The sequence below is a fragment of the Fuerstiella marisgermanici genome, from assembly GCF_001983935.1.
GTDB lineage: Bacteria > Planctomycetota > Planctomycetia > Planctomycetales > Planctomycetaceae > Fuerstiella > Fuerstiella marisgermanici.
This window is the reverse complement of sequence record NZ_CP017641.1, coordinates 983,238-1,005,591: the sequence shown is the minus strand read 5'-3', so window position 1 is coordinate 1,005,591 and position 22,354 is coordinate 983,238. Positions and strand designations below refer to the sequence as shown.

9 protein-coding genes are annotated in these 22,354 nt (G+C 56.8%); 7 read left to right on the top strand and 2 right to left on the bottom strand.

The genetic code is table 11. The features are described from left to right. Nucleotides 1-82: 82 nt before the first annotated feature. The 5 genes from Fuma_RS03630 to Fuma_RS03610 all read left to right on the top strand — a co-directional run bounded on the left by Fuma_RS03630 (nucleotide 83) and on the right by Fuma_RS03610 (nucleotide 17,189). Complete coding sequence (locus tag Fuma_RS03630) at nucleotides 83-10,744, top strand: fibronectin type III domain-containing protein (RefSeq protein ID WP_145943949.1); 10,662 nt, start codon at nucleotides 83-85, stop codon at nucleotides 10,742-10,744. Between the two features lie 276 nt (nucleotides 10,745-11,020). Next, on the top strand, nucleotides 11,021-11,614 hold the full coding sequence (lexA, locus tag Fuma_RS03625; protein ID WP_077022942.1) for a transcriptional repressor LexA: 594 nt from the start codon (nucleotides 11,021-11,023) through the stop codon (nucleotides 11,612-11,614). 177 nt (nucleotides 11,615-11,791) lie between these two features. Next, on the top strand, nucleotides 11,792-12,607 hold the full coding sequence (locus Fuma_RS35130) for an ImuA family protein (protein WP_077022941.1): 816 nt from the start codon (nucleotides 11,792-11,794) through the stop codon (nucleotides 12,605-12,607). Further along, nucleotides 12,534-14,015: a Y-family DNA polymerase gene (locus Fuma_RS03615; protein ID WP_077022940.1), complete on the top strand. Its 1,482-nt coding sequence runs from the start codon at nucleotides 12,534-12,536 to the stop codon at nucleotides 14,013-14,015. Before Fuma_RS35130 ends, Fuma_RS03615 begins: the two co-directional genes overlap by 74 nt. Before the next feature lie 15 nt (nucleotides 14,016-14,030). Beyond that, a complete protein-coding gene (locus Fuma_RS03610) occupies nucleotides 14,031-17,189 on the top strand; it encodes an error-prone DNA polymerase (protein WP_083731780.1) in 3,159 nt (1,052 codons plus the stop codon). 236 nt (nucleotides 17,190-17,425) lie between these two features. Here the strand turns inward: Fuma_RS03610 and Fuma_RS03605 are convergent, their stop codons facing one another. Continuing rightward, nucleotides 17,426-19,072, bottom strand: a complete 1,647-nt coding sequence (locus Fuma_RS03605) for a vanadium-dependent haloperoxidase (RefSeq protein ID WP_077022939.1) — start codon at nucleotides 19,070-19,072, stop codon at nucleotides 17,426-17,428. A gap of 243 nt (nucleotides 19,073-19,315) precedes the next feature. Here Fuma_RS03605 and Fuma_RS03600 point away from each other — a divergent pair, with 243 nt between their 5' ends. Both Fuma_RS03600 and Fuma_RS03595 read left to right on the top strand, forming a co-directional pair. Continuing rightward, nucleotides 19,316-19,531: a hypothetical protein gene (locus Fuma_RS03600; protein WP_077022938.1), complete on the top strand. Its 216-nt coding sequence runs from the start codon at nucleotides 19,316-19,318 to the stop codon at nucleotides 19,529-19,531. Between the two features lie 206 nt (nucleotides 19,532-19,737). Beyond that, nucleotides 19,738-21,096 carry a hypothetical protein gene (locus Fuma_RS03595; protein ID WP_077022937.1) on the top strand — a complete coding sequence of 453 codons (1,359 nt, stop codon included), beginning with the start codon at nucleotides 19,738-19,740 and terminating at the stop codon, nucleotides 21,094-21,096. A gap of 119 nt (nucleotides 21,097-21,215) precedes the next feature. Here Fuma_RS03595 and Fuma_RS03590 read toward each other — a convergent pair whose 3' ends face one another. Continuing rightward, entirely contained in the window at nucleotides 21,216-22,316 is a 1,101-nt protein-coding gene (locus Fuma_RS03590; protein ID WP_077022936.1) for a hypothetical protein, read from the bottom strand. Between the last annotated feature and the right edge of the window lie 38 nt (nucleotides 22,317-22,354).

The following is a 22,354-nucleotide window of genomic DNA, read 5'->3' as shown; positions in this document are numbered from 1 at the left end:
CAGTGGTCGCAGTAGTCCATTCAGAAGTCCCAGTTTACGGCTCAATCGAGCAGCAGATTTCTTCTGAATAAGGGTCACTACCATGCTACGTGTAACCGTCAGTTCGATCCTGCACACGATCCGCAGCAATTGTCAATTCGCATCGTCGCGCCGTCTACGGCATCGGGGCCAAATGCCGCGGACGGCAGCGCGACATCGTCAGATTGAGCTGCTGGAAGACAGAACGCTGTTGACGGTGGTCTCCGCCTTTGACGGCGCGACAGGGCAGTTGAGCGTGGACATCGACGCAGCAGACGATGTCTTCATCACTGCCGCCGCCGGGCAGGTGCTAGTGAATGGGGCTGACGTCGATACAGGAGTCCTGTTTGCCGAAGAGGTCACAACGATTCACGTGACGGCGGCGGGCGACTTCCCGAACGTGATTGGTCTTTCCAACATCGATCCATTCCTCTTCGGTGGGGTGAACAGCGTGACCCTGGAAGGCGGCGAAGGCGACGACGAATTCATTGTCGACATGACCGCTGGAACGTTGGCGCTACCGGGCGGAATCCACGTCTTCGGCGGCGATGGCGGCAACGACTTATTGACGATGCTGAGCGACGACGCCGAAGAACTTATCTATATTCCCAGTGCCACTACGTTCGGCGATGGCGAGGTATTTCGCGGCGACGACAACCTTCTTTTGACGTTTGAGGGGTTGGAGCCGATGTATGTCAGCGGTGGTCAGAGTGTTGGCATCCTGCTTCCAAACACCGATGACGTGCTTTCCGTTGCGGGAACAACAATTGGGGGCGCGGACTACCTGGTCGTCAGCGGTACATCCGGGGGTGTCGCATTTGAAGAGCTGAGGACGTTTCAGTCCGATTTTCTTACGGTCAACACGACGACGAACAACGCCGACGGCAACGACACGATCAACATCAGCGGCAGCCCAAATGCTCACGGCGTCACGGGGCTTGCAATCATTACCGGCGTTGGGACGGACGTCGTGAACATTAGTGGCAGCGTCGTGCTGACGGGATCGCTGAGCATCGACACCGGCGGCGTCATTCAGGGCGGCGGCAACGTGAACGCTGCGGTTAATATCGTGCAAGGCTCGGTCCAACCGGGCAACGGCGGATCGGGAACGCTGACTTTCGGAAATACGATCTTCAGTGCGAATGCGGCGTTTGCGCCCAATGTCGACGGAACCACCGCGGGCGCCGATCACGATCAGCTCAAGGTCAACGGCACAGTGAACCTCGGCAACGCCACCCTCAATGTGTCGGGCGCGATCGTCGGCACAACTCCCGGCGATACGATTGTGCTGATCGACAACGACGGCACCGACGCAGTCACCGGAACCTTTGCCGGTCTGCCGGCAGGCTCCACATTCCTTGTTAACGGGCAGAACTTTGAGATCAGCTACGCCGGCGGAACGGGCAATGATGTTGTCCTCACAGCTATTGTATTTGCCCCGATGGATGTCTACGTCGACGACGATCTGGTTGGCACGGCCAACGGCACACCGATCGCTGACGCTAATCCGGACGCCGCAGGCAATCAGCCGGGGACTTTCGGAGTAGATGTATTTTCAAGAATTGATGATGGAGTCAGCGCTGTCGCGTCCGGCGGGACGGTGCATGTTGTTGGTGGCTCGTACAACGCCGACGTGTCGATTTCCAAACCACTGACTCTGCAGGGCACGTCGGGCTTCGCCGGCGACGCTGAGTTCTTCGCGCCAGCGTCGATGTCGATCGTTTCGGGCGGCGACGGAGTTGCGATTCGGCACATCACGATCGCTGCGGATCTCGTCGCCGATTCCGTGGTCGCTCCGACACTTGAGAACGTCGTTATCCGGGAAGAACGTGGTTTCCGGGGCCGGAATCTCACGGGAACTCTGACGGTCAGTAACTCGCTGTTCCACAGCACGTCTACGTCATTATTCGATGTTGAATCGACTGGATTGGACGTCGTGATCAGGGATTCGACGTTCGTGTCAAATCCGGTCGGACCGTTCAACGTTCATGATGTTCGTTCTGTCGAAATGCACGACGTCGACTTCCGGAACAATTCTGCGGGAGTGCAGCTTAGCGACATCGACTACATTTTGTACAGCACGTCGGGCGAGGCTGACGACGTCATCGAGTTCAGCGAAAGCACAGTGCGACATCGTCGCCATGGTGTTGGCCGCAACCCGTTGGAACTGACAGATATCGGGCACCTGATTTTAAGTACCGGGGAGGGCGAAGACACAATCAGTGGCAGCTCGAACGCCACGATGTCTGTCGGAATCGACGCGGGATACGGCCCCGGAGATCTGCTCACAATCATTGGCTCGGCGGCAAACGACAGTTTTGTTGCCCAACGACAGCCAAACCCGGCTATGGAAAGTTTTCGAGTCACTAACGGAACTTCGGCTGATATCGACATCTTCGGCATCGACAACCTCACATTCAAAGGCCAGGGTGGTGACGACCGCCTGACGATCGACGAGTCCAACGGCGGGTTGTTGGGACTTCCGTCCGGCATCACGTATCACGGCGGCGACGGTTTCGACATTCTTGCCTTGGCCGGTTCGAAACCTGTTTTGGCGACCTATAACGTTGGTCCGGATCCTTCGTCCGGACAGATTCGGCACAGTGACAACACCACGACTCAGAACATCCGCTTCACCGGACTCGAACCGATTCTCGACGCAGTTCCTGGCGATGTCACAATCGTGGCCAACGCAGCAGCAAACAGCATCAACCTTGCAACGAGTGCGCTGCCCGGATTCGGCAGCGTCGAAGTCGATGGCTTCGAACGTTACGAATTCTTCGGCAAACGTGACGTGAGGCTCGAAGGCGGGGCGGGGCAGGATACGTTCGGCGTGTCGAACGCGACCGTTGGTTTCAGCGGTCGCGTCATCGTTGACGGCGGCGATCCGGTTGACGGTGATTCGCTGATTCTGGCGGGAACGGCGGGCGATGATTTATTCTCGTACACGCCGAATCCCGTACTGGCTAGCTCGGGCGAGTTTAGCCGCAATGGGCGAAGCGTCGAGTTTCATAACGTCGAAGACGCGACCGTGAGCGGTGGACTCGGAAACGATTCGCTGACGGCTCAGGAGACACCGTTGAGTCGGCCAGCAACGTGGATTCAGACAACGCCAGCACCCGCCGTCAGCGGCGTGAAATACTTCGGCGCGGCATTCGAAACCACAGAAAGTGCTGGCCTGCTGCCGTCCTTAAACGTCTTTGGCTCCGACGGCAAAACCGAACTGCGTACCAACGCCGATACACATAGTCCTCACACAGCGGCTGGCGTCCCGATCCCTGACGGAGCCGACCAGGTCTACCTGGCCGTGAGCAGCCCGGTCGGCCGCAAGCAAGGAAACGAAGGTGCTCGAGAAGTGGAACTGATCGGCGGCGTAATTGGTCCGGACGAATTCGTTACAGAAGCAGAACCCAACAATCTTGTCTCGGACGACATCGCCGTTGTAATCAATAACGACCACCGTGTCGGAATTCGAGGTTCCGTGCCGATGGGCGACGCCGACATGATCTCGGTCGTCATCAACAATGATCATCGCATTGGCGTGGTCATTAACAATGATCACCGAAGTGCCGGTAGCGATAGCAACCAGGCAGGTGCAACCGAAGTCACTCACACACTGCTCGAAGTGCTCGACACCGATGGAACCACCGTGCTGGCCGGCACGAATGGCAGTGCCATTGAGTCGGCCGGAGCGGTCATCACTCAACCACTGCCCGCAGGCACGTATTTTATCCGAGTCACCAACGGCGGCGACGGCAGCCCGGACGCGACTAACTACGAAATGGTGGTCTTCGATGTCTCCGATGAATTAATTGAAGACGAAACGAACGACGGCGATTCGGGCAATCATGCGACGAGTCCCGGCACGTCGTTCGGCGTTCATATTCCGAACCACTGGAAGGGCCACGTCCCCGGAACACCGCCGGACGCCGATCCGAATAACCCACCAGAAAACGGTCGCGACGACGTCGTAGTTGTCGATCCGTTGGGCAACCGCGAGTCCAACATCCGGTACAACAATTCGACGCCACTGTCTCTGGCCGACTTCGAAAGCGTGACTATCGATCCAGGTCGCGGCACGGATACGGTCATCATCAACGGCACAGACGGAGACGACGAATTTGATCTGCACGCCGGTCCGCGAGCATTCCTTAACCAGCAGCCGTTCGACATCCGCAACACAGAGAACCTGGCAGCCGAACTCGGCGATGGCGCCGACAACGCAGTCACCCGTGGCTTCAACGATACCTTCGTCGAAATCAACGCAGGCGAGTCTCACGGCGACGTGTTGCTATATCACGGCAACGGCGGCGCCGTGGTACTTTCGACGGGTGAGGCATTCGGCCAGATTCAGGAAAACGCCATCCTGAGAGACCAGCGGCTGCGAGGCTTCGAGACGGTTGCAGTGAACGCCACCGGCGCCAACGCGTTCCTGAGCCACGGATTTGCAAATTCGGTAGCCTCCATCACACCGGGACTCGATGCCATCGAGGTCACAACCAACGTTTCCGACAAACGAGCAATCATTGGCAATGCGGCCGACATTCAGATTGACTCGCCGGCTCCGACAACCTTCGAATTCAACGGCACACTCGGTGACGACACGATCAACGTCAGCAACAACCGCGTGGAAGTCGTCGGTCTGCAACCTGTTGATCTGAATCTGAACGGTGATGCCGCCATCCGCATCAACGGGCAGGAAGGGGCCGATCGCATCGTGATCTCCCCCACGATTAACCACTCAGTGTTCGTCGACGGCGGCGATCCGATCGGCGACCTGACGGGAGACCTGCTTGAAGTTGTCATTCCGATGTCGGCTCAAAACGTGCGGCTTGAGGGCGGCCCCGAAAACGATTCCGGTGGCGTCATCATCGACAGCACACACATCAGCTACGACCACATCGAACGCCTTGTGCTCGACAATCCGGGAACAGACGACGCGGACATCGTGGTCGGCCCGGGCGTCGGCGGCGGGCCGCACGTGCGAACCTTCGACACGGCCAGCGACGGCGATGGCGGCGTGCGAGTCAGCGGAAGAGACTCGTCCGGCAACGAAATCATCGCCTTCAACAACTACGACGGAACGTTAACTCTCGCTCAGCCGATCGACGACCTCAACGTCGATCTATCGGGGATCACGGGCAACATCATGGTCGGCCCGTCGGAATCCGGCAGCGGAGTGGAAGTCAACGGCCTCGGCGGCGAAGCGAAGATTATCGGTGTCCTGATCAGTCGGACATCGCTGGTCGGCGACGGAGACGACATCGTCAGCGTGCAATGGCCTACCGAACCGAATTCATCAATACACGTGGCGGGCATCGGAAGCGGGCAGGACCTGATTGGGAAACGAGACATCGGAACGGGAGCAAAGATTGGTAGTTGGGCCGTGCTGACATCCGGGCTGGACCAGCTCGTCGTTCAGAACGCAAGCGGCGGCCACGGTGAGGTCAGCTTTGATGTACCGTCACTCTCCGGAGCGAACAGCTACACCGCAAACCTAAAGCAAACGGATGTCGCCAAACTTATCGGCAGCAACGCGGGCGACGACAACTTGATCGTTGGTCGCTATGGCAATGCATGGCATCCCGTAGGAGTGGAGATCACTCAGGGCGGAGCGAACGTGCGTGTGGCTGGTGCCGGTCGTCTAAGTATCGAAACAGGCGGCGGTGACGACACGCTGGTGGTTGATGTCGACGCATCTCGTGGTTCGGATGTGATCACTTTGCCGATCTACTTTGACGGCGGTGACGGAGGGTTTGACACGCTCGAGCTTGTCGGGAATCCGACGACTCCTGTCGAGAACATGATTTACAGACCGGGCCCGGACACTCACAACGGGCGGGTCGAATTTGACGACGCGGACGAGCAGCGTCTGATGACGGTGGAATTCACAGGGCTGGAACCTGTTCGCAACAGCGTGGTCGGACAGTACCACAGCGTCTTCGGTACCGACCTGAGCGAAGACATCACGTACGACACACTGAGGCGTGGCACCGGCGTGTTCGGCGGGGCTCCATTCAAACAATTCGGTCGAGTCACGGTGGATGACAAGGAAGCGTATTTCTTCCAGATCGAGGACGTCACGACAACCCCCGGACTGCTTCTGTACGGCGAAGGAGGTCGCGATCGTTTTGTGATCGAGTTGCCTCAGCGAGGGCCGGTCGACCACTTGCAATTTCTGACCGTGGCAGGCGAATCGAATCAGTTTTCTGATGACGAAAACGAACAGAACGAAGTGTTGTTCCACGCGTCGTCGAACCCGGAATCATTTGAATACGCACCACATGCCACCGACCCGGACTTCGCGAATCTGTATTTCAATCGCATCGGAGATCCACTCGCGAACCGGCTGAAGATCGATATCCAGGACGTATCCGACATCGTGATCCCTGAATCAGGAGGCCGTGACACGTTGCAAATCACCGGCACGAACTTCAACGAGACGCTATTGTTTGAGCAGGTCGTCGACGCGACCCCGCTGGCGACGGGGTTTAGTCGCTACAACGCCTACTACACAGAAACCGACCTCACGTTTCCCGGCGGCGCAAACACGTTGACGGCGTACTCCGTCAAGACGCTAAATGCGAATTTGGGCCACGGAGTGGATGCGGTGATTGTGCGAGGCAGCGACAATGACGACTTCGTTCAGGTCAAAGCGACCGAGGTTACAATCGACTCCGCCGACGCCGTAGTGCTAAGCAATCACGAATCCGTTCGAGTGGAATCGCGTGGCGGCGATGACCAGGTGGAAATCGTCAACCCGATTCTGATCGACGTGCACGTGGACGCGGGGGCCGGTGACGATGACAGGCTGAAAGTTGTCGGGCGAGCTGCATCCGCTGAATTCATCCCGTTTGAGGATTCTCGAGCAGGGCGACTCGTGACACAACGGCGGAATGAGGGCGAACGAACCATCGATTACTCAGGAGTCGACACACTGGATGCGCGTTTTGAAAACTCTGACGCGGTCATTTTCATCTACGGCGATGATGACGACAACGACATCACGATTGACCATCCGGGTATTCCAGTGGTGAATGTTGATAATCGCACTCAGTTGCAGTTGTTCGACCTGGGGACAGACGCGAGGATGATCGTCGATGGGCTTGGCGGGGCCGACCGATTTGCAACGTCTCTGTCCGACTGGGACATCCACCTGTCCGGCGGACGCGGCGACGCTCACGACGCTGTCACGATCTACGCTCAGGATCTGAGCTACCAGCCCGATGCCACCTTTACTAACGGCCGTGCGGTTCTTCAGCCTGGATTCTTCGATGAAATTATTGTGGATGCGCAAAGTCTTGTCGCAAACAGCAACGACGCTGCGCCGTCGGTGACGTATCGGACGGCAGGAACCAATGATCCGGAGGCCAGAGCGTTTGCGTTTGTGACTCCCGGTGCCGGGCCGGGCCTTCCTATTGTACGCCTGCTTGGTGCCGACGCATCGACTCCCCTGAATGATCCGGACTTCCCATCAAACCAGAATGGCGGGGTCATCGCAGTCAGCGGCGGCGGTCTCGAAGCACAGGACAATCTTTTCTGGGAAGTTACAAGCAGTGATGGACAGGCGGTCACCGACTTCAAGCTGTTCTCGGCAATAGTCGCCGCTGAAGAATATATAGAAGAGACAGAACCTAACGACTCTATCACCGATGAAAACACCGTCGCAATCGACATCAACAACGACCATCGTGTCGCTCGCCGTGGTGCGGTCCCATTTGGTGACACGGACCTGATTGCAATCGACATCAATAACGACCATCGAATCGCTGCGATACATATTGACATTAACAACGATCATTCGACGACCGGAACGCTGACGCATTCGGTGCTGGAGATTTTGGACTCGGACGGCGAAACCGTTCTGGCAAGCGGCTCGAATATTGTTGGCTCACGCGGAAATGCGGCTGTCACGAATGCGCTTCCGGAAGGAAAGTACTATATTCGAATTTCCAACGAGAACCCGAATGGAGACGGTGCCTACGAACTTGTAATCTTCGACGTTAATGACGACTTCGCCGTTTCAACCGACTCGCAATCTTCGTTCGGAGCCGACCTTAAACCGGGCCAGCACGGCGAAGGCTCAATCGCAGCGACGCCGGGCGAAAACGATGTCGTCGAACTCACTCCGCTGGGCAACAAAAAGTCGATTTTGCGATTCAATGACGCCACGCCACTGACCCTGCGGGACGTCAACGCTGTCGGAATCGATCCTCGCGGCGGGGACGACCTGCTAACGATCTTCGGTTCGCAGGATTCCGATACTATTGGGTTTGTGGGCAACGATTTGGCGGTGAACAATCAGCAGTTCAGTCATAGCAACTTCGAATCGTTTGCAGTGCTTGCCGGTGCGGGCAGCGACGTCATTGCAGTGACCAGATCCCTCCCAGTCGCAGGCTCGCTGCATATCGACGGCGCTGACGGCAACGACCGTCTGATTCAGGAATTCGACGGCGCAAACGCTCAGGTGATGCTACCCGGGGTCGTACAGGACTCACGACTGCTCACAAGCCTCAGTGTTGAACAGTTTTCGCTGCAGGGCACGACCGACGAATTTGGCACCGCGACCAATATCCTCGTCAGTGGTGCGGCGGACGCATCCGGGGCCGTGACTGCGACTCCACTCACAGCCGACCGCGTGAACATTAGCAGCGACGATCTCAATTTCGATCTCACAACTACCGGAAACATCACGATTTCGTCGGTGACACCGTCAATGGGATCAGAACGTCCAATACGCCACGTTAACGTCGATGGGACCGTCTTCGATGACACGATCAACATCACGTCGACCGAAGTTGGCTTCGCTGGTTTGAGCAAGACTGTTGGCTTGTTCAATATTCCTTCGATCAGCATCGACGGTGGAGCGGGCCTAGACACCTTCAACGTGACGCCGTCAGCGACGACTGCTGTTCGTGTGAACGGCGGCGATCCAATCGGTTTCGGCGATCTGCTGAACATCACCACCACAGCCGGAACAGTCACGCGCATTCCGGGGCCGACCAGTGATTCGGGCGGGTATGACATCGCGGGCATGAAGCCAGTGAGCTTCGTGGAAATCGAGAACGTGGTTCTGCCGTCTATCCCGAAGGGCATCCAGCCGCCGGGACCGATTCAGAACCCTCTGCCGCAGTTGGCATGGAACCCGGTGATTGATGTCGTGCGTTACGATGTCGAAATCGTCAACCTGACGGCGGGCGGAATCGTGACGTTGGCGTCAACAGAAGTCCACGCCTTTCAGCCGCAGCAACCGCTGGCCCTGGGAAGCTACGAATTCCGAGTGCGAGGCTACTTTGAAAGCGGCGATCTGACCGAATGGAGCGAGCCGGTTGCTTTTGAAATCCAGACGCAGCCACGGTTCTTCCGTGGTCAGTTCAAACTGGATAGTCGACCGGAAATCCATTGGCAGCGAATCGCCGGAGCGACTCGGTATGACGTGATGTTCACGTACGACACCGGCGAGCAGGGTCTGCTGCTGCGTGACCCAAACGTCACCACGAATTCCTTCACGCCGGATTCCGACCTGCCGCTGGGTGACTACACCGTGTGGGTGCGACCGTTCTCTGAAGACAACTACGGCGGCACATGGGCCAGCACCAGCATTCGGCTTAACAGTCCGCCGATGTTGCTGAACCCTATTGGAGGCACCTTTAGCACAACTCCTACGCTAAGATGGGCGCAGAGTTCACCGTCACTGACGTACGAACTTTGGGTCCGGCAAACGGCACCAGTGCAGGTCGACCGAGTTGTTGAACTAAGCGGTGTACGAGGAACGTCGGTCTCGCTGACCACTCCTCTGGCTGAAGGTGAGTACGAATGGTGGGTGCGGGCGACAGAAGCGAACGGCTTTAAGTCGAAGTGGTCCGACGCTGGCAGCTTCAACACGCTGGCTCGCACAACAGTTACCGGTCCAACCGGGACGACTTCGCTGTCACCGATCGTCACATGGAAGCCTGTGCCAGACGCCACGCGGTACCGAGTGTGGGTCGAAGACGACACTGGTCGCCGAGTCGCTCATACGACCGGAGCGACCGGGCCGTCCTTTGTGATTCCCCGTCAACTGGCGGCAGGCACCGAACACACCGTCTGGGTGATGGCGTTCATGGCCGCGACCAACGGTGAATGGAGCCCCGGCTTCAAGTTCACGACCAGCCCGGATCGCCCGGTCGTGCTGGATCCTGTTGGCACAGTCGATGGCTCAACACCGACGTTCAACTGGACGGCCGCAAAAGGGGCTGTTGGTTACGAATTATGGGTCGACAACGAAACCAATAGACTCAGCCGAGTCATACATGACGCTAACCTGACAACCAACGCATACACTCCGTCAACAGCGCTGGCAGCGGGCGATTACCGAGCGTGGGTACGAGCGATCCACAGCGATGGCACGCCGGGAATCTGGTCAGCGGCAGTGAGTTTCACTGTGGCAGATTCAACCTCGAGCGACAGTAGAGACGGCGAAGATTCAGTGCTACCGAACGTGTTCGCCCGCATTCTGACAAGCGACGCCTCCGACCAGAGGACCTTCAAAACACAACGGCGTGCTGAAATCTTTAACGAACCTTACGAAACCGCATCGGCCGATGTGCCGGATACGACGCCACGATCTAAGCACGCCGCAACAGGTGTCGTGAAGACGAAGAGTCCGCTCGCAAACGAGCAACTCATCGACTCCACATTCACAGAATGGGACCACCTCCTGATTGAAGCGGAACAGCCATCGTAGGTGCCGACTGCAGGGCAACACTTCGCTGAAGCCGCCCTGCCACCTTGCCGCTGCAGATGCTGTCGCAATGCCAATCCATGTTTGATCTCGCCGCACCTCAGCGCGGGTGCGCCTTGAGTTTGGGAGCCAGAATCTGAGCGTTCCGGCAAAGCGTGAGGCCTCTCTGTTTGCCGTTGTCAGAAACTTCAGTTCCCATAATTGCCCCAAAGTAATACATTTGTATTATACTGTTGAAGTGTTTCGCCGATTCAGTTTACGGGCACGGCAACAAAGACAATGCATCAGCAGGCTTTGACAGCGATTCAGGCGCGAGTTCTGGAATTTATTCGTCAGGAGGTTCATTCGACCGGCCGAGCTCCCAGCGTGCGCGAGATTCAGGCGGAGTTCGGGTACAAGTCGCCGCATACACCTCAATTTCATGTGAACCGACTTATAGAGGCCGGTTATCTGCGTCGTGAACCCGGACATCGCGGACTGCAGCTATTGGAATCACGAGGACTCAGGCTGCTGGGAACGGTCGCCGCGGGACCGCCGATTGAGGCCATTGAGGAAGAAGGCGAGCGTCTGGACGTTAGTGGTTTTTCTGACGACAACCATTTTGCGTTGCGTGTGCGCGGGGATTCGATGATTGAAGAATGCATTGCGGACGGTGATCACGTCATCGTGCGGAAGCAGGCGACCTGTGACGACGGAGACTTGGTGGTCGCTCGAATCGGAGACGAAGCAACACTGAAACGTTTTTATCGCGAACGGCAGAAAAGCCGCATCCGATTACAACCAGCCAACTCAGGCATGAAACCGATTTTTTGCAAAGCCAGTGATGTCGTGATTGAAGGTGTCGTCGTCGGTGTGATTCGGTTGATGGCTTAACTGGACAGCGCCACCTTTGGTCATTCGGCCGTGTTTGGGGTAACCCGATGCGTAAGCGAGGGATTCGTCGCAACTCGATCCCTCGCTTACACTTCGGGTTACCAATGGCACCAACATGGCGCTGTCCAGTTAAGTAGCCATCACCGCAAAAATTGTCCTCATTCACAGGAAACGACTTTGGCTGATCGTTCCACAGCAATTCAAAATCTGCGAGCCGACTTGTGCCAGTTTCAACATGCACTGCGATTGAAAGATCGGGTAAAGAATGCGGTGTCGACGGGAATTTCTGCGCTGGACAATATCCTTCCGGATCAGGGACTGCTGCGAAGCACACTCAGCGAATGGATCGCGGCAGAACCGGGCAGCGGAACGATCTCTCTGGCGATGCGAGCCGCCGGGCAGGCTCAGCACGAAGGTCCGTTGATCATCGTGGACAGGCCGAGGCGTTTTTATGCGCCCGCTTTTCCGGCGGTCGGAGTTTGTCTGCGGAATACGATTCTGGTACGACCGAAATCGCGTGGTGACGAATTGTGGGCGGTGGAACAGTCATTGCGATGTCCGGGCGTGGGAGCGGTCATGTGTCAGATCGATCGTTTGCGAACTCAGGAGTTTCGGCGACTGCAACTGGCAGCAGAATCAGGAACGGCTGTTGGCCTGTTGATTCGTCCAGCGTCAGCACGCAGACAATCCGGTTGGGCCGACGTGCGACTGCTCATTTCTGCAGGATGGCCGGCAAGCCGATTCGGAGTAACGCTCGGAAACGCTTCCGCTGGTCGCTCCACAACAAGGCGAGCATCAAACGCAGAGGTGACCGAAGCAAATGCTGGAAGACCGCGAGTGTTCCACCGTCGTCTTGAAGTGCGGTGTGTGTATGCGAAGGGAGCGATGGCCGACCAGACTGTTGAACTGGAAGTGTGTGATGAAACGAATACTTTGCGTCTGGCTGCCAAGGTTTCCGATTCAACGGCTGCACTGCAGGCAGCCGGAGCTTAAAACCGTTTCATGCATTCTGTATCAGGAATCCGGAAACCGCGCTCAGGTAGTCATGTCATCTCGGAACGTCATCGATCATGGCATTCGTTCCGAAATGCCGCTGGCTGAGGCACAGGCTCTGCTGGAATCCGCCACATTTTTGCCGCACGACCCGGAAGCCGATCTGCTGGAGTTACAGTCACTCGCGTTTTTAAGCCACCGCTACGCGCCTATTGTTGGGCTGGAGCTGTCGAACGATCAGCATTGTCTGGTGCTTGATATCACTGGCTGTGGACATCTGTTTGGTGATGAATTCGGCCTGGCGCGTCAACTGGTCGCAGGCCTTTCTAAGGCTGGTTATTTCGCTCATATCGCTGTGGCCAACACAATCGGGGCGGCATGGGGGATCGCTCGATATGGGCATGGAACCGCTTCGGATCGTCGGTTGAGATCACTGCCCGTCGAAGCACTGCGCATTCCTGACAAGCTGGTTAGTTCTCTGCAGGAATTCGATCTAAGAACAATCCGACAACTCAAAGCCCTGCCACGCGAATCGCTGCCATCGCGTTTTGGAACCGCGTTAACAGAACGACTCGACCAGATGTTCGGAGACAGCGAAGAACTGCTTGTCCCCGTCTCACGTTCCAAACCTATCTCGGCGGAGTGGGTCACGGAAGATCCCATCTGTCATCCGGCAGCCATTCGATACGTCTGCGAAGACCTGCTGTCCGAAATCCTCAGTAACATCAGAACGCGAGGAGAGGGACTTCTTCACCTGACGCTGAATCTGAAAAGTGAAGCCTGTGCCCCGACGGTTCTTGAAGTGCGACTGGCACAGCCAACAGATTCGCACCGCCATGTGATGACTCTGCTGAATTTAAAACTTGAGACGACGCCAACTCCTGAGTGGTTGGTTGCTCTACACATGGAGGCATCCAGCACCGCTCTGCTTCGAGTTCAACAAAGAAATCTGTTCGACGATGATCAGCCAACAGATGAAGGCGATATTCAGCGGCTGACCGATCGATTGAGCGCGCGGCTGGGGCAGGATGCCGTTGTGCGGCCGATGCTATTGCCGGAAGCGACGCCGGAACGAGCCGTCCGGTATGAACCACTGGCCGATTTTTCAGCAAAGCTGCCAGCCGCGGAGCTGGCTGTTGATCTGATTCGGCCGTTGGATCTGTTGCCGCAGCCGGAACCGGTGGATGTCATTTCTGACACGTCCGGTTCACCGGTGAAGTTTTTCTGGAACCGGCAAAGTTACCGGGTTGTCAATGCGACGAAACCAGAACGGATTGCAACGGACTGGTGGCAGGATGATGGATCCATTTGTCGAGATTATTACCAGGTCGAAACACAAAACGGATCTCGCTTTTGGCTGTACCGCAGTAAAACCGACGCCTGGTTTCTGCACGGTGTGTTCGAATGATCAAGCGGAGTCGCCATGCCTGATCCTTCTCCTCATCCGCGCCGCCGCGCCGATCCGCCGATTCCTGCGCGAACGCTGGGTTGCTATGCGGAACTGCATTGCCGTACCAACTTTTCGTTTCTGGAAGGAGCGTCGCATCCGGACGAATTGGTTAACCGAGCGGCGGAGCTTGGACTGTCGGCACTGGCAATCACCGACCGCAACAGTGTGGCAGGGGTCGTGCGAGCTCACGTGGCCGCAAAAGAGGCGGGCCTGAAGCTGATCATCGGCGCAGAAATCACGCCGGAAGATGCTCCGCCCGTCATCCTGTTAGCAACAGATCGCGCCGCTTACGGTCGGCTATCGATGCTGATCACCCATGGACGACGTAGCGCCGACAAGGGCGAATGCCGACTTATTTTCGACGACGTGGCCAAACATGCTGACGGATTATTGGCGTGTGTTCCTCTGGCTGGCTGTGCACAGGACCACTGGCTGCATAAATATCGCGACTGTTTTGGAGATCGGTGTTACGGCCTGGCAGAACTGCACCGTGGGCCGCATGACGAACTGACTCTGCATTGCATGAAGCGATTGGCCGATGAAGCGCGCGTTCCGCTGGTGGCATCCAACGATGTGCATTACCACCTTCCTGAACGGCAACCGCTGCAGGATGTGCTTACCGCCATCCGCCATGGCTGTACCGTCAAAGAACTTGGCGGACGAATTTTCCCGAATGCCGAACGACATCTGAAATCTGCCGCTGCGATGTTGCAGTTGTTCGAATCTGTTCCTGATGCTGTTCTGCGCACTCTGGAAGTTGCCGATCGATGCGATTTTTCGCTGGATGAACTTCGTTACGAATATCCAGAAGAACTTTGCCCGGACGGCGAGTCGCCGTTTGAATACCTGAAGCTGCTCACCTGGCAGGGAGCCAAACAACGCTATCCGCACGGTATTCCCATCGATGTGCAAAATCAGTTGAATCACGAACTGAAGCTCATTCGGGAAATGAATTATGAAACTTACTTCCTGACAGTTTGGGATCTTGTCCGCTTTGCTCGTGACAGGGACATTCTGTGCCAGGGGCGAGGATCCGCAGCGAATTCGGCCGTCTGCTATTGCCTGGGAGTTACATCGGTCGACCCGGATCGTTTTGAAACACTGTTCGAACGATTCATCAGCAAAGAACGCGACGAACCGCCCGACATCGATATCGACTTCGAACACGAACGTCGTGAAGAAGTGATTCAATATGTCTACAACAAGTACGGGCGTGATCGAGCGGGTATGACGGCTGTGGTGACGACCTATCGAACGCGTTCCGCCATTCGCGATGTCGGCAAGGCTTTGGGATTTTCCATTGACCGTATCAACCGGCTTTCAAAACAACGTGACCACACAATGCCGTTGGAATCGCCGACGGACTGGATTCAACAGGCCGGTCTGGATCCAAAAGCGAGGCGATCACGGCAGTTTGTAAAGCTGATGGAAGACATCAAACACTTTCCGCGGCACCTTTCGCAGCATGTCGGCGGACTGGTGTTCACTCGCGGAAAACTGTCGGCACTGGTTCCAATCGAAAATGCGGCCATGCCGGATCGTACGGTCGTTCAGTGGGACAAAAACGACCTCGATGCACTGGGCATTTTGAAAGTGGACTGTCTGGCTTTGGGAATGCTGACCGCGATTCGCAAATGCTTTGACCTGATTGCGACATGCCCTTCCAATCCGAGCGATTCCAAACCAGAGAAGCTAACACTCGCCACCATCCCCGCTGAAGACCGCCAAGTTTATCGGATGATTCAAAAGGCGGATACCATCGGCGTCTTTCAGATCGAAAGCCGTGCTCAAATGAGCATGCTGCCACGCCTGAAGCCGGACAAGTTTTACGACCTGGTCATCGAAGTTGCCATTGTTCGGCCGGGTCCCATTCAGGGAGGCATGGTGCATCCTTATCTGAAGCGAAAACAGAACAAGGAAAAGGTCACGTATCCGAATGAGCAAATCGAAAACGTCCTGAAACGGACACTCGGCGTCCCGATTTTTCAGGAACAGGCAATGCAACTGGCCGTAGTGGCTGCCGGATTCACTCCCGGCGAAGCAGACCAGTTACGGCGAGCGATGGGGACATGGCGGAAGCAGGGAGTCATCGATGGATTCTATCGGAAGTTTATCAGTGGCATGCGAAACAATGGGTACGAAGCCGACTTCTCTGAAAGCGTGTTTCGACAAATCCAGGGATTTGGTGAATACGGATTTCCGGAATCTCATTCCGCCAGTTTTGCATTGCTGGCCTACGCAAGTTCATGGCTGAAGTGCTACCACCCGGCAGCGTTCACAGCAGCTTTGCTCAACAGCCAGCCGATGGGATTTTACGGTCCCGCTCAACTGATTTCGGACGCGCGCCGACACGGTGTCGAAGTTCGGCCGACTGATGTGAGCTTCAGTCACTGGAACTGCACTTTGGAATCAGGCCAAAAACAGAAGCCAGCGCTGCGACTCGGCTTCCGCCTGATCAACGGGATGTCCGAAACCGTTGCAGACGACATCGTCCGCATACGCAACCTGCAGGCGTACGAATCCTTCGATGATTTTCGGACTCGCGTGCGACTGGATGCAAGCGTGTTGTCCCGCCTGTCCCAGGCAGACGCATTCCGTTCGCTGAGCCTGTCTCGGCGACCAGCACAGTGGGAATCACTTCTCGATCAGAAGTCTCACCCACTGTATGACGACCAGCAACAACTGGACACACCGGGTTCATTGCCCGCCATGACCGACTTTGCTCAGATCATCGCAGACTATCGAGCCACAGGCTTATCGCTAAAAGGACACCCGCTCGAATCCTTCCGATCACAGTTTCAGCAGCGAGGCATCATCGCAGCCGCACAATTGAAGTATCGTCCGGCTGACCGAAAAGTTCGAACCGCAGGAATCGTGTTGAATCGTCAGCATCCCGGCACAGCGAACGGTATCACGTTTATGACGCTGGAAGACGAAACCGGTACCGCCAACCTTGTGATCCATCCGAATGTCTGGAGTCGCTTTCACACCATCGCCAGAACCGCGTCAGCTTTGATTGCTCGAGGAATGCTGCAGAAAGAATCGGGCGTGATTCACGTCATCGTCGATCACCTGCAGGATTGGTCCCCCGCTATCGCCGGTGCGAAATACCGTTCTCGCGATTTTCATTAAGACAGAGTTGCTAAGCAGGCACCCATTCATTTCGAGCCCAGTGAATATCAAGCCGGGCCCCCGAAACTGTTTTGCCAACAAAGCCCGTCGCGCGAACAACCAACGTGTCGGTTCCAGGTTCTTCAAGCCATCATGTCGCCAATTCGGCCGGACACGCTTTCGCACACAAAAAAGTGCCAGCACAATTTCTTGTCTGGCACCTGCTACTTGTGCAACGTCTGGCGTCATTCCTCTGTTTACTTCTTCATCACCTTCCTGGTCAGACCCCGGTCTGCCAGCGGTTTAATCTTGGCCGTTCCGTCGAAATAGCTCTGGTAGACGGGCCAGCTGAAGTTGGCCACCTTGCGGCCCAGTTCCAGCGCGGCGATGTTGTCCGCCTGGGGATGATAGCCGCCCATCACACGCGATATGCCGGCCATCTCGGCGACGGCGCTGAAGGATGGCAACTCCAGCAGCACCACCTCGTCCATCGGTTCGTGGGTGATCGAACCGGGGACGCGCGGGGCGCAGAAACCGAAGTAATCGTCGCCCGTGAACAGCTTCAGAATCGTGGAAGCGCCGGCGCTCACCGTGCTGTGGCCGGAGGGGTAGGAGGGGAATGGCGGGCAGACGAAGTAGTACGGCGAGTAGGGCTTCCACTCCTCAGCGGGGATCATACCGACGCCCTCGCCGTAGCCCTTCCATCCCGGAATCATCTGGCCCTTGTAGTAGTACTTCACCAGTGCCTGCGGCCGCGGGCTGTCATACTCGTACTTGGCGTCCCAGCAGGCGACGAATGTGTCGTGGCAGACGCCCGCGACTGCGAAGTACATCTTGACGTCCTGATCCAGATCGTGCTTGTCGCGGCGTGACACGTCGGCGGCGAAACGCATCCAGTGGCCGGATTGACCGGTTGACCGGGGGCCATCGCGCATGAACTCAACAATGGCTTTCTGCCTCGGCGTCAAGCTGGCGTTGTAGCGAATGACCTCATCCACTTCCGCCTTCATGCGCGGGTCGTCGAGACCAGGGGGCGGGCCAGGACGGAACTGATCGCCGCTCTCAATTGCGATGGTCTTGACCTTTCCCCACTGCGGTGTCAGGCCGCCCGGAGCGAAACGCTTGCCGTTGGGGAGCACAAACCACTTCGGCTGCCAACGCGACGGATCGTTGCAGACGTCGGCCGTGTTGGCGCACTCGTAGCCGGTCCAGTCCGCATAGGGCTTGCCGTCGCCGCCAGGCCAATCGCCGGCCTGATTCGCGCCGTCTTTCTCGTAATACGCGATCAGGGCGTCCGCAACTGTGTTGCCAATGCCAGCCGGGGTGGTGACGTCGCGGCTGTCATTAGTCGGTTCATAGCCCATCTTCTCCATCTCATCGTGAATCATGGCCTGCAGTTCAGGCTGCGGGAAAGCGTATAGCATCGCGCCGTGAATGGCGTACGCGATGGCCTCTTCCTTGTTGGCCAGCGTCCGCTCGGCCGGAGGCCGGCGCAGGGTGCCGCCAAGGCGCGTGCCGACCGCCTTGTCGTCGTAGGCCGCCCAGGCGTCGTACATCGCGGTCATCGAAATCGCCATCTGTCGTGCAATGATGGTAGGCATCGCCAGCCGGGTCACCTTTTCAACATCGGTCGCGGCCACCTCCTGCATGATCTCAAGCCACTTGTACGCTGCCGATGCCTCGGGATAGTCCGGATAGACCGGAGAGCCGTCCTTCGTGCCCACGAGATAGTGCATCTGGTCGGGATTCATCTCCATCTCGGCCAGTGGATGGTTCGCGAAACTCACGACGTTGGAGTCGGTGTTGGTTTGTGCGGTGCTATGACAAGGCAGCAACGCCTGCAGGACGAGCACCATCACCAGGGCTACCGCACGAGAAATATGAATCGAAGAAGGAACAAACATACTGAGACTCCAAAAGCCAGAAACTAATCACGACGTGATCCACTGCCGAGCCCGGCTGGACTGGAAATACGGCAGGGAACAATGTTCACATTGTGCCCTTGAATCGCCATCGTCTCTATCACGATATCTTACATTTCGGCGTCGTGTTTTTGCTACAAAACGACGCCGCCTCCTCGAACAATCTGAAATGGTGATGTGGGGGCAGCCCACACCCAACCAACCCGAAACTCCCGAGCGCAGAACGTGCCAACTCTAATCCAGATTGTCAAACAGAACGGTAACGATACAGTGTGCGGCCGAATATTCGACCTTACGATTCAAGTGTTGATCATCGTTTCACTGATCATGTTCTCAGTAGAAATGCTCCCCAAGCTTTCGACAGCCACACACGGCTTCCTGCAAACGGTTCACTTCAACGCCGCCGTATTCTATGAATTCACGGACGCGCTGGGATTTTGAAGTGCAATCTCTGGTACACTGTGAAGCGACGCCTTGCTGCCCGTTGTCGATTGCCAACCGCACCAAAACAAACAGCGATTCGTTGTGTCGCCGCAAGAAAGCGGACACCGGGCGGCACACAGATTTCAGAGGATGCAAATGCGGCTCGGCTCGATTGTTGATACCTTGCTGGCTGACACTCGCAAAACGCACAAAGGTTTCATGACATGCTGCTGGCTGGTACGGCTCGAACCAACATTAACCCGCCTCAGGGCGTCGAACTAACCGGATGGGGTTACTATATCGAGCGGCGGTGGCAACGCGTTCATGACGATCTTCGCGCTACTGCCGTCGCCATGGAAGGTGAAGGCGGCGGCTGTGCGATTTTGGTGGCTCTGGACTTGATGGTGATCGACCAGCGATTCACCGAACGGGCTCGCCACCGCATCTCCAAAGACATCGGTGTCCCTGCCTCATCAATCCTGCTGACCTGTTCGCACAGCCACAACGCTCCGGCTGCAGGCGGCCTGCTGGGTGTTGGGGAATGCAGTCGCGATTACGAAGATTGGGCGGCGGACCAGGCCGCTGCAGCCGCACTTCAGGCATGGAACAATCGCGGCGAAGTTCGCCTTCGTTGTGGCACGACGACCGTAGACGGGATCTCCTTCAACCGGACGCGTCCGAACGGAGTTGTCGATGCCACGCTCACCGCCGCTTTACTGGAACGAAGGGATGGAAGCCCACTGTGCGTCATCGTTAACTATGGTGCGCACCCAACAGTCGGCACGGAGCTGCGTCCATGGGATGTCAGCCGAGACGTACCCGGCCGCGTCTGCGATTTACTCGAACAACACTTCGATGGCGCGACGGCCTTGTACATTCAGGGAGCGTGTGGCGACACAAACTTCCTTCGCGAATTTCAAACGCCGATACGCGAAGCGGAACCCGCCGAAACGCTCGCCAACGCGGCAATCCACGCACTCAAGCGTTCGGAAGTTGAAACGTCAGGCACCGTCCGTTCTGCAAGCATGACAGTCACGCTGCCGACTCGCCGTTGGCGTCGGGAGGAAATCAATGCTGATCGAAGCGAGGCTCAGCGGCGGCTGGAACAGTCTGACTATGCTGACTGGAAAAACACCATCGGCCGCAGCATGACCAATCGACCGGACGATATGGTCACTCGCCACGGCGGCGACGAAGAAAAGGCCGTGCGAGCAATGTGCCGGTTCCAAATGGAATGGACCGACCTAATGCTGGAAGATCTGGACGCACGTCCTGAGCAATTGCAAACAGAAGTGCAGGCTCTGCGAATCGGGCCACTAACGATTGTCGCAAACAGCTGCGAATTCTTCTCGCCGTTCGCCATCGAAATACGCAAGCGGACAGATGCCACACACGTAATGATCGCATGCTACTCCAACGGCCGCGTTGGTTACCTGCCGGACGCCCACGACATCAAAGCGAAAAGCTATGCCGGCTATCAATCGCCGAAATACTGCAACCAGTTCCCGTTTACGCCTAAGTCGGGGCCTGCCATGGTCGACGCAATGTTGCGAGCGATTCAGCGGTGCAACGACATTCGATGACCACCGTGCGACCGTTCGCTCTGCATGACACAATTACCGCGCCGTATATCATAGCGGCGACGGCAGGGTGATGCTGTCTTTGAACGCCTTACCCAATTCGGCCGCTGCATGCAGCAACATTATGGCTTCGGCGTGGCGTGAGCGAACCGTTTACGGAATGCCTGGTACTCGTCTTCAGTTGTCACCCACAGGAAGACGCTGCCCGCTTCATCAGTCCGCAGGCTTAGGCCAAGCTTGAACGTAGTGCCAATGATTTTCATCAACCTGAATGGCGTCAGCTTGCCTGGTTTTCTGGAATAGGTCAGCGTTGAGACATCTGTCCCCGAAGCCGCGATTTCATAGGTGGAATAGAAATGAGGTAGCTTCAGAGTGCGAGCGAGCAACGCAATAAGTGCGTCAACATTCGCGCCTTCCAGTTCGACTTCTGTCGTTTTCGCCAACTCAGGCACAACCAGGACAATCGGCTCGGTGTTCTGCCAGCCAACGGGATACATGTTGTCGGATTCGTTGCCCACATCAATCTCAATCACATAGCCACCACCGGGGCCTGCCTTCGGACGGAATCCAAGCCCGAACTGCGCCAGGGTGATGGCCAACACACTTCCTTTGGTGAGTCCCTTGAAGTCATTGGTCGGTTGATCGTCTGTCCGCATTCTGGCAGCACGTGCTTGAGCGGCCGGAGTTGGTGTGACGGTGAAGGCCGCCGGCAACTGCAAGCTGGCCACCGCATCGTCCAGCGATGTCAGCGCGACTGGTTCCGTAACGCGTTGACCAAGCATCGTTAAGACTTCGGCGAACTGTTTGTCATTCAGTCCCCAGGTACTGCTTTCGTTTGGAGGTCCGCCAGCGCCGAATTCTTCAAGCGATTGCAGCCATTCCTTCAATGGTTGCGGATCGTTGATGGTGAAGGTTTTGTCACCGAATGTGATTGAACCGTTGCGATTCATGATCCCGATGGCCGTGACCGCAGGCTGTCCACCTCGGTCGGTTTCTTTCACTTCCGTTTTCTCGCCCGTCCGTCCGGATCGGAACGTCGCTCGCTGCTGCAGTTCGTAGAAAACGCCACCCCACTTTTGTGTGTGCTGTCGGTAAGTAAGCTGAGGCTGCACCAAAACTTCCAGCTGAACCGGAAACCGGCGTTGCCGGGGATCATCCTTTTGACCGAAAGCGGGGCCAGTACCGATTATGAACGCAAGACAAATCAAGAAGGAAGGTCGCATCAAAGTTGCCACGAAGTCACCTGCGGAAATAAGCGTCA

Coding starts and splice junctions, on each gene's coding strand:
- Fuma_RS03610 (WP_083731780.1), top strand. CDS start 14,031: ATGCCTGATCCTTCTCCTCATCCGCGCCGCCGCGCCGATCCGCCGATT.
- lexA (WP_077022942.1), top strand. CDS start 11,021: ATGCATCAGCAGGCTTTGACAGCGATTCAGGCGCGAGTTCTGGAATTT.
- Fuma_RS03595 (WP_077022937.1), top strand. CDS start 19,738: ATGCTGCTGGCTGGTACGGCTCGAACCAACATTAACCCGCCTCAGGGC.
- Fuma_RS03605 (WP_077022939.1), bottom strand. CDS start 19,072: ATGTTTGTTCCTTCTTCGATTCATATTTCTCGTGCGGTAGCCCTGGTG.
- Fuma_RS03590 (WP_077022936.1), bottom strand. CDS start 22,316: ATGCGACCTTCCTTCTTGATTTGTCTTGCGTTCATAATCGGTACTGGC.
- Fuma_RS03630 (WP_145943949.1), top strand. CDS start 83: ATGCTACGTGTAACCGTCAGTTCGATCCTGCACACGATCCGCAGCAAT.
- Fuma_RS03615 (WP_077022940.1), top strand. CDS start 12,534: ATGAAACGAATACTTTGCGTCTGGCTGCCAAGGTTTCCGATTCAACGG.